We start from the raw sequence: 10,324 nt of genomic DNA, 5'->3' as shown, positions 1-10,324 counted from the left end.
CAAAAAACAAACGGCACAGGACTTTTCCCCATGCCGTTTCAGATTCCATTTTTATTTTCGCTCTTGTCTTTGAAATTAACTTAATGACATTGCCCGTAGGCACCCGTAGGCAAACTCTTATTTATCGCTTCGATCTTCTATTTGGATTTGATTGCGACCATTATTTTTAGCCCGATATAATGCCATATCCGCTCGGTAAAAGAGTGAATCTACGCTAACAATTTCTTCTAGCCAATTCCATTCTGATACCCCAATAGATATCGTAACACTCGGATCAGTTTCCTCTTGTACACGCCTTCGAATCCGCTCTGACACAATTAAAGCCTGTTTAATATTCATTTGTGGAAGATATATAGCGAGTTCTTCCCCACCCCAACGTGCAGGAATATCACTTTTACGAATAGACGTTTTAATAATCTCACTCACCTTTTTCAGGACTTTATCTCCCTTTTGGTGACCGTACTTATCATTCACCTGCTTAAACTGATCAATATCCACTACAATTAAACAACCACAGTATTCGTTTATCATTTTTTCACGGATGACATCATCCAAATAGTGGCGAGCATACAGATCTGTCAACACATCTCGATTAGCCATACGCCTTACCTCAGCGTGGAGCAGAGCATTACTAACAGCAAGCCCAATATGATTGGCCAACGTTTGAAGTAATCTGTAATTATCGTATGAAAAGAAATGTGCCTTCTTATGTGCTAACAGAATAGCCCCGGTTATTTCTCCTTTAACCGTTAAAGGGGTCGCAATGAGCGATAATGCCCCGGTCTCTTCCATAAATTTAGATGATATATTTAAGTCTACGAGGTAATCCGATAGAATAATCGGCTCACCATTGGCAAATACTAATCCGGCAAAACCATAATCCTTAGCAAAAACTTCCTTTTCAAGGGAAGGTACATTACAAGATTGAACTTCTAATCCGTCCTTAACTTCGTTAAATTGAAGTATGCAACAATAGTCGGCCTTGAAAATATTCAACAATTCTTCATTTGCAGATCGATAAATATTTTTCAATCTCAGGCTCTGATTAAGTCTCTTTGTTAAATCATTAATATGTCTTAATTCTTGTATAAGAAGATTGGACTGCTCGTACAACTTAGCATTTTCAAATGCTCCCCCAGCGGTATCTACCAAAGTAGTAACCAGTTGTAGATCTAAATCATCCAGAAATTCCTTGCCAATCTGTAAGTGAAATACACCGTATACACCTTGTTTACCCACCAACGGGATGCCGATCTCTATAATCTCAACGCCATCACTCAGAATAGATTCTTGTCTTGTTAGACTAGCATCCATAAAAGTCCGAATGCGCACATCATCTACTCGTGTACTAAGAATAAGCGGTTTAACCCGTGGGTCACTAATCTGATGGTCCTGAGACATGAATAGTTGTAAAGTTGCTGTAGGGTAAAGGATTGCAATACTATCTAAAACCTCAGTGAGGATAGTATCGACATCCGTCTGATCATGCAAACGTTGCACAATCTGAAATAAAATTGATCTCCGACTAGCTTCTCTTTCTGCTTTGATCTGTACGCCTACTACGTCAGACACAAATATGTATTCAAAATTTTTATAAAAGCAAGATTGAAAGTGGAGCGATGTTGCAGAGGCCACATCCATGCCCCCACGCTCAGCTACTTGCTTAGGGATCATGACTACCATAATGGCATAAAGCTCATGCTGGTCTCTTGTAAACAGAGGAATCACAGATATCATATGACTAGAAGGATAATCATCAAGAACGCCTTGACGTTGTGCTCTTACCTCCGACTTATCTGTCAGGCATTGAGCTAGAATAGAGTGCCCTTCTTGTTCCATATAACTTTGAATTGAAGCATCCCCCTCAATCCACGAACCATCATAATGAAGCAATCCCCAAACGGATTCACTCATAAGGGGTAGTGAAGATACTTGCTTTTGCCAATCTAAATAGCTTTCAATCAAAAGATTCTTAATATAAGGAAGATCATCTGATGAAATATCAATATTCTGTACCCATTGATCAATAGATTCAGAACCATAGCTTAGTATTGGAACGTTACCCGCGGGTACACTTTCATGCTTTGAAACCTGACGATGATGTTCTAACACAAAAAACGCTCCTTTACATCTATTTAGATAAAATACAGTAAGTAAGACTTATGGCACAGCTTTTTTCCAAGAATAATTTAAGTTGGAAATAGCTAACCCCTCTGGGAATAGGAAATGCCATTAACCTTTGCTACCGCTAAAACCACGTCATGTTATAATAAACTTATTCTACTCTCTCCAAGGTAAATTTGCACGTCAATTTCAGTTATTTCCACTATTTTTTTAGGACTTAAGGACTATCGACATATTCTGACTTTTCTCGCGTGTTGCTAGGACTTGACTTTTATATATGTTTTAATATAAAATTCATTGTTGAACAACATTGTTCTTGTTGAAGAACTTTGGGCGTAACGTTGTGTCACCCTCACGTATTTTGTTACTGACAAGACAGCGGCTGAACTTTCATGTCAGTTGTGCTTTGGGCCTATGAGCCGCAGCACATGAAACAACATACGGCACAAATGGGCCCTACTGAAATTTAACCAATAAAGGAGTCTACTATACAATGGCACGTTACACTGGTCCTAAATTTAAATTAAGTCGTCGTCTTGGAATTTCCCTCAGCGGTACAGGTAAAGATTTGAAACGCCCTTTCCCTCCGGGACAACATGGCGCTAACCAACGCAGAAAAATCAGCAACTACGGTATGCAATTGCTTGAAAAGCAAAAACTTCGTCACATGTACGGTTTGGGTGAGAAGCAATTTAAAACTCTTTTCAATAGAGCTCAAAAAATGCAAGGAATCGCTGGTGAGAACTTTATGTTCCTACTAGAAAGCCGTTTGGACAACTTGGTTTACCGTCTTGGCTTTGCAAATTCCCGTGCAGGTGCTCGTCAATTGGTATCTCATGGTCATGTTACTGTGAATGGTAAGAAAGTAGATATCGCTTCCTACATGTTGAACACTGGTGATGTTATCAGTCTTCGTGAAAGAAGTCGTGGTCTTTCTTCCATTAAAGAAGCTTTGGAGAATCATTCACACCTTCAAGCATACCTTGAATATAACGATACTTCATTCGAAGGTAAATTCATTCGTTATCCTGAACGTTCTGAATTGTCCCAAGATATCGATGAGAAGCAAATCGTCGAATTCTACAACCGTTAATCCGATTTTCCTAAACCTGGAACTTATGTTCCAGGTTTTTTTATGCATTTTTCTAGATAAGCGAAGCTATAGACCCGTCAAGACTACTGATATATAGATATAATAGGCACATAAATGATTATTGGCACAACAATTTGTGTGATTCCAAGCTTAATTCCATAATTTATGAAATAAATCCTCAACAATACATGTATAATGCCCGAAAGATAAAGCTACTCGATTGAGCGACTTCCCATCTGGTACAATAAACCGTGATATTCAATTTCCTTGCCGTACCCATAAGTCAAATTTAATAGTTCTTAGCTACTGGGTAGAATATGGGGGTTCAAATGTCGGTTTTTGTGCTATAATAGTTCCGTTAATAAGGAGGATATAATACGGATGGTTGATACTAAAAATAATATGCCTAAAGAACAGCTCCCTCCTAAACGGTCCTTTGGACGGATACTAGGAATTACTCTACTATGGTTGTTTGTCTTTATGACCATGGGGGTGTTGTTCGTTGGGGGTGCAGGACTCGGATATGTATCCGCTATTGTCAAAGATGAGCCTGTACGTTCAAGATCTGAAATTACAGAACAAATGAGTCAGAATAGCATTACAGGATTCGCTTATTTCCGTGATGGTACACCAATTGGACAGTTACGTACAGATGAGGATAGACGCCCAGTGGAGTATGAGAAAATCCCCTCCCTTGTCGTTGATGCCATCCTCGCCATTGAAGATAACGATTTCTTCAATCACAATGGCGTCGATATGAAGGGCACACTTCGTGCCGTCAGGCAAAGAGTTTTAAATGAATCTACTCAAACCGGTGGTAGTACACTTACCCAACAGCTAGCAAGACGCGTATTCCTGAACCTTGACCGAACCGATAATCGTAAAATCAAGGAATTATTACTCTCTCTTCGTTTAGAACGCTTTCTTACCAAAGAACAGATCCTAACAGCGTATCTCAACAAGGTTCCATTTGGTAATGGATCCAGTGGTTACAATGTGTATGGGATTAAAGCTGCAGCAAAGGGAATATTCAACATTACAGACTTAGACAAGATAAATATAGCTCAAGCTGCTTATCTAGCGGGTCTACCTCAGCTACCTTCGTCCTATTCCGCCTATAATGGGAAGGGTGAATTTGTCCCTGATGCTTTTGCACGTGCCATGGTACGTCAAAAGCTTGTACTTCGACGTATGCTAGAAGAAGGTAAAATTACAAATGGCGAATATAATGATGCTTTAGCCTTTGATATTAAAAATACTTTAGCATCGCAGCAGATTAAAGCCTACTCCACTTATCCATACCTTATGATGGAAACAGAACGGAAGGCCGCCGAAATTCTAATGAGATTAAATGCGGATCATACAGAAGAAATCGATCAGCCAGAAAAAAATAGCAATGAACTATTAGAGGATGCCAAACAACAATTAACAACCGGTGGATATCGCATTTATACAACTATTGATATGGGCATATATAAATCTATGCATACGATCTCAGATAATCCTGATAATTTCTATCCTGATAGTAAAGAAAAAGGGATGGAGCAGACTGCCGCAATGATGATGGACAACAAAACAGGAGCTATTCTAGGCATGATTGAAGGCCGTGATTTCTATGAGGAACAGATGAACTATGCAACACAGATGGTTCGTCAGCCCGGCTCCGCCATGAAGCCTATTGCCGCCTATTTACCTGCATTAGAATCAGGCGCAATTCAGCCCGCAAGTATTGTGGATGATGCACCCATTGTTCTAAAAGATGGACAAAAAGGATATCATATTCCCAAAAATTCATCTGGTGGCTACGAAGGATTGATCACAGCGCGTTATGCTCTGAATAAATCCAAAAATACAATTGCTTTGAAATTGTTTAATAACGTCATAACCATAGATAAAGCTTGGGCTTTCGCCAAGAAGCTAGGAATAAACAGCATTCAAAAATCAGATTATAATGCCCAAACTGGTGTACTTGGTGGTCTGGCAAATGGTGTGTCTGTTGAAGAGTTGACGAATGCCTATAGTTCAATTGCCAACCAAGGTAATTTTAATGATTCCTATATGATCGAGAAGATTGTTGATTCTAATGGCAAAATTGTTTATCAACACGAGAAAAAGCCTGTCAGAGTATTCTCTCAACAGACAGCTTACCTGATGACTGATATGCTACGCACCGTCATTACAGAAGGAACAGCAAGTCTAGTCAAAGAAAAGTACAAACAATTCGGTAAAGTTCCGATTGTGGGTAAAACAGGGTCGACGCAAAACTATGCTGATGTATGGTTTATGGGCTACTCTCCAGACGTTACCTTAGGAGTCTGGGTAGGCTACAAGGAACCTGTTAACGCCTTAGTAGACACACAGAGAAAACACGCTCAATCCATATGGGCACTTATTATGAATGAAGTTATAGAAAAACAATCTAAATTTTTCACTACTTCTGAATTCGAGAGACCTAGTGGAATTGTCAGCAAAACGGTATCCGCCTACAGTGGTAAACTTCCGACATCACTAACAGATAGATTCGTAACTGATATATTTAACGCTAAATATGTTCCGATGGATAGTGATGATGGAATCGCAAAGGCTAAATACATTACGTATAATGGTGTTAATTATATTCCACGAGACGGTACTCCTGATGACATGCTGAAAGAAAAAGTAGTCATCAAGCGAGAAAAGTCAATTCAAGATTTAATTAAGGAACTTCAAACAGCATTTAGTGTTATGAGAACACATGAGTCTTTAGAATATTATCTCCCAAAAGATGCTACAAGTGATATGCCTACTAGAATCGACCCACGAGTAGATGATGGAGCCCCGCCTACTTCACCAAAGAATGTAAGTTATTCTTATAGTAATGGCTCAGCTGTCATCACCTTTAATGCTAGTGGATCACCTGATGTCGTAGGTTACCGTCTTTATAGATCATTGAACACCAATGGATTCCAACATCTTGGTAACGTCGTTCTCAGTGATGAAAACAAAGTATTCACAAGTAGTGTTACAGAAAATGGTAATTACAATTTCTATGTCGTAGCGGTCGATGTATCCGGAAAAGAATCAGCACCAAGTGAAACGGTTGGAAAAATGACCAGTGTACCTGAAGTAATCCCAGATCCTATTGATCCACTTATTGTACCTGGGATTATTGTTCCATCTACAAATGAAGGTGAGAATAACACCGGCAGTGGAAATGGTCCTGGCAATGCTTCCAATATTCCGCCCGAATTAATAGATCCTCCTGCTACACCAACGGCCCCTGGACAACTCCAAGTGGAGTCATCAAGCAATGGCATTCCGATGCGTTGGTCTGCTGGAGATACTGCCACTAGCTACAAAGTGTACTACAGTGAGAATCAAGAGGGTCCATACACATATATTGGCTCAAGTAATACAACGGATTACTTGTATGTGACGAGCGTTCCTCTTAAAGGTTGGTTTCGTGTAATTGCAGTAAATGATGTAGGGGAGTCTGAACCCTCAAGTCCTGTCTATCACGAAAAGGAATAAATACTTTTCACATATAATCATGTTCAGAACTTAAACCTTCATTTCCGCTTTCACAGTGGAGCTGAAGGTTTTTAAGTTACTTACGTTGCGCACAGAAAAAAACCCCTTGGATACCCATAACCTGACTCTTTACGGGCCCTAAGAAGTTTTAAGTTTGATAAATATTGTTAGGTATAATAACTAATCCTCTATTGTAGATAAATCACCCTCTGGAAGATGCAATTCCCATGCCTTCAACACCCGACGCATAATTTTACCGGAGCGAGTCTTCGGTAACTTCTCTTTGAATTCGATTTCCCGCGGTGCTGCATGAGCAGATAGCCCCACTTTAACGAATTGATAAATTTCATCCTTCAACTCCTGAGTTGGTAAATATCCTTCTCGAAGTGATATGAACGCCTTAATAATCTCTCCACGTATCGCATCTGGTTTACCAATCACTCCCGCTTCAATTATCGCAGGGTGTTCTAGTAATTTACTTTCCACCTCAAAAGGTCCGATTCGTTCACCCGATGAATTAATCACATCATCAATTCGACCTTGGAAAAAGAAATAACCCTCCTCATCCATATACGCTGAGTCTCCTGAAATATACCATCCCTCTACACGGAAATACTCTTGATACTTCGCTGGATTATTCCATATTTGGCTCATCATCGATGGCCAAGGTGACTTGATCGCTAAATTACCCATCGTATAGGGAGGTACTGTATTTCCCTGATCATCCTTAATTGTTGCTTCGATACCCGGTAGGGGGCGCCCCATGGATCCTAGCTTAATCGTCATACTTGGATAGTTACAGATCATCTGCGCGCCTGTCTCCGTCATCCACCAAGTATCATGAATTCTATGACCATATGCCTTATCACCCCAACGGATGACCTCTGGATTCAAAGGCTCACCTACAGATAATACATGTCTAAGACTGCTTAGATCATATTGGGCTATAACATCATCACCTGCACCCATCAGCATACGAAAAGCTGTCGGAGCACTATACCATACCGAAACTTTATATTTCTCAATGGTTGCATACCAATCTTGCGGGCTGAAACGCCCCCCACGGACGACATTAGTGACACCATGTAACCATGGAGCAAATATACCATAAGACGTCCCTGTTACCCATCCAGGATCAGCAGTGCACCAATAAATATCATCTTCTTGTAAATCAAGTACAATCTTTGCTGAGTAATAATGCTGAATCATTGCATTCTGAACATGATAGACCCCTTTGGGTTTTCCCGTTGAGCCTGAAGTATAATGCATAATCAGACCATCATCTCGATCTAGAAATGTTATCTCTAACTCTTGAGAGGCATTCTCCATCTCGCCCTGATAGTTAACAGTCACGCCACCCTGCTCTCCATTGTCCCCCACAATAATAATATGCTTTAGTTCAGGTAGCTCTTGTCTACGCACCCTTCCAAGTAACTCAGGCGTTGTAATTAATACGGCAGCCCCACTATCCTCCAAACGGTCTTTGACCGCTGTCTCCATAAATGCCTCAAATAGAGGCCCTACCACAGCCCCTACTTTAAGGATTCCAAGCAGACAAATATATAATTCTGGGCTACGAGGCATAAATATAAATACACGTTCTCCCTTACCAATGCCATATTTACGGAGTACGTTACCAAATTGATTAGAACGTTCACTTAATTGAGCAAAAGTATAGGACTCCTCCCGAGTAGCATCACTGTACAATAATGCCGTTTTATTTCCTCGTCCTTCTTGTACATGACGATCAATCGCTTCATACGCCATGTTCACTTGTCCTGTTTCATACCAGCTAAATTGTCGCTCTACATCCTCCCAATTAAATTGCTCAAGGGCCGAATTGTAATCTCCCATATTGGACGAAGAGTTTACACTGGGCAATTGTTCAATATGATGAAGTTCCATAATCCTTCCTCCTCCAATCATCCAACAATATTAAGATAACGCTTACAGTAGCTCTTCAAAGTCGTTGCATAATAACTTAAGGAATGTTGTGACAAGCCTTATATTGTCAAGCAATATTTGTGACTAAATTATGTCAAAAAGATTATAGCATAGGATAGAACTCCCTGCCATCGCTTTTCATTTATTTGTTTTTTTGCTATAAGTAAGGTAGTAGCAGAAAGGAGTGTACCTATGGAGCACCCCAAACGGTACCATGTTCACCCTTTATCTTGGCGTGATTCTTGCTTAATTATTGAAGGACCCATTGCGCCTGAACGATTAGCCGAGTTATCCATGCATCCTGATCTAGACGCCTTTCGCCCACCTTCAGAACAGCATAAAGCCTTAATTGAAATAGCCAACTTACCGGAGGGAAGAATTATAGTCACCCGAGACGAACAGACGATTATTGGTTATGTAACATTTCATTATGCGGACGAGCAAGAACGCTGGTCACAAGAGAGCATGATCGATCTTATCGAACTCGGAGCAATAGAAGTGGCAGATGACTACCGTTCTATAGGAATTGGACAAAAGATGATTAAGATCGCCTTTGAGGATCATCAGATGGAACAATATATTGTATTTACGACTGAATATTACTGGCATTGGGATCTAAAGGGAAGTGGATTGAACGTGTGGGATTACCGAAAGATGATGGAGCGGTTAATGAAAACCGTCGATATGGAATGGTATGCGACCGATGATCCAGAAATATGTTCCCACCCCGCCAATTGCCTGATGGTTAGAATGGGTAGCGATGTTCCCTTATCTTCCAAGGAACAGTTCGATCATATTCGATTTCAGCAGCGTTTTATGTATTAAATACGTATCCCTCTGCATTCTAATGACGCGTACAGAGGGATATCATTATGAACTCCGATTCACGCTACATTTTGCCTAACATATTCTCTAGTATGTCATGTGAACGTTGTGCAGAAGCGACCGTAAATTCCGTGAAATTAACGTTAGCTGATCCATCTGCCTTATCTGACATCGAACGAATAATAACAAAGGGTATTCCATTCATGTGACATACTTGGGCAACCGCAGCACCTTCCATCTCTACACAAGCACCATCCATATGTTCGCTGAGCCATGCAACAGTCTCTCTACTCGCAATAAATTGATCGCCTGAGAGCACTTTACCTACTCTATACTTCCCATCACATACTTCAAGACAAGCTTGCTCTGCTAAAGATATCAACTGCTCATCTGCTGGAAATGCGGATGTTTCTTGGTAAGGTATTTCTCCGCGTGAGAAGCCTAAAGCTGTTACATCTACATCATGTTGGATACATACCGAAGAGATAACGATGTCACCGATATTTAGATCTGGATGAACAGCCCCTGCTACACCGGTGAATAAAACCTTCGAGGCAGAGAATTGATCAATTAGAATCTGTGTCGTGACAGCAGCATTCACTTTGCCTACACCCGATTTACATACAACGATCGATTTACCATGCAGTGTTCCTTTGACGTAATGCACTCCGGCTTTCGTGACCTCTTCGCTTCTCTCCATCCCAGATAAAAGCAATTCTACTTCTTCATCCATAGCCCCTATAAGACCAATAGTTTCTCTATTTGACATCTTCCATTTCCTCCTTTTTTTATCTTTAACAAGCCTTTAACAAATTTCATTCATTCCAC

Annotated in this window: 6 protein-coding genes; 3 read left to right on the top strand and 3 right to left on the bottom strand. The window is 40.4% G+C overall.

All coding sequences use genetic code 11. The features are described 5' to 3' along the window. Positions 1-117: 117 nt before the first annotated feature. Positions 118-2,112, bottom strand: coding sequence for a sensor domain-containing diguanylate cyclase (locus tag J2T13_RS18175; RefSeq protein ID WP_429373778.1), 1,995 nt, complete (start codon positions 2,110-2,112; stop codon positions 118-120). Between the two features lie 505 nt (positions 2,113-2,617). On the opposite strand from J2T13_RS18175, the gene rpsD reads away from it, so the two are divergent. Both rpsD and J2T13_RS18165 read left to right on the top strand, forming a co-directional pair. Then, a complete protein-coding gene (rpsD, locus tag J2T13_RS18170) occupies positions 2,618-3,217 on the top strand; it encodes a 30S ribosomal protein S4 (RefSeq protein ID WP_429373777.1) in 600 nt (199 codons plus the stop codon). Between the two features lie 381 nt (positions 3,218-3,598). After that, positions 3,599-6,727, top strand: coding sequence for a transglycosylase domain-containing protein (locus tag J2T13_RS18165; RefSeq protein WP_429373776.1), 3,129 nt, complete (start codon positions 3,599-3,601; stop codon positions 6,725-6,727). A gap of 180 nt (positions 6,728-6,907) precedes the next feature. Here J2T13_RS18165 and acsA read toward each other — a convergent pair whose 3' ends face one another. Beyond that, positions 6,908-8,632 carry an acetate--CoA ligase gene (gene acsA / locus J2T13_RS18160; RefSeq protein ID WP_429373775.1) on the bottom strand — a complete coding sequence of 575 codons (1,725 nt, stop codon included), beginning with the start codon at positions 8,630-8,632 and terminating at the stop codon, positions 6,908-6,910. 231 nt (positions 8,633-8,863) lie between these two features. Between acsA and J2T13_RS18155 the strand changes: the two genes are divergently transcribed. After that, entirely contained in the window at positions 8,864-9,496 is a 633-nt protein-coding gene (locus J2T13_RS18155) for a GNAT family N-acetyltransferase (RefSeq protein ID WP_429373774.1), read from the top strand. 64 nt (positions 9,497-9,560) lie between these two features. Here the strand turns inward: J2T13_RS18155 and J2T13_RS18150 are convergent, their stop codons facing one another. Further along, positions 9,561-10,265, bottom strand: coding sequence for a 5'-methylthioadenosine/adenosylhomocysteine nucleosidase (locus J2T13_RS18150; protein WP_429373773.1), 705 nt, complete (start codon positions 10,263-10,265; stop codon positions 9,561-9,563). Positions 10,266-10,324 lie beyond the last annotated feature (59 nt).

Origin of the sequence: Paenibacillus sp. DS2015, assembly GCF_050433705.1 — a bacterium.
In the GTDB taxonomy this organism is placed as follows: Bacteria; Bacillota; Bacilli; order Paenibacillales; family Paenibacillaceae; genus Paenibacillus_AQ.
This window is presented reverse-complemented; position numbering and strand designations above follow the sequence as displayed.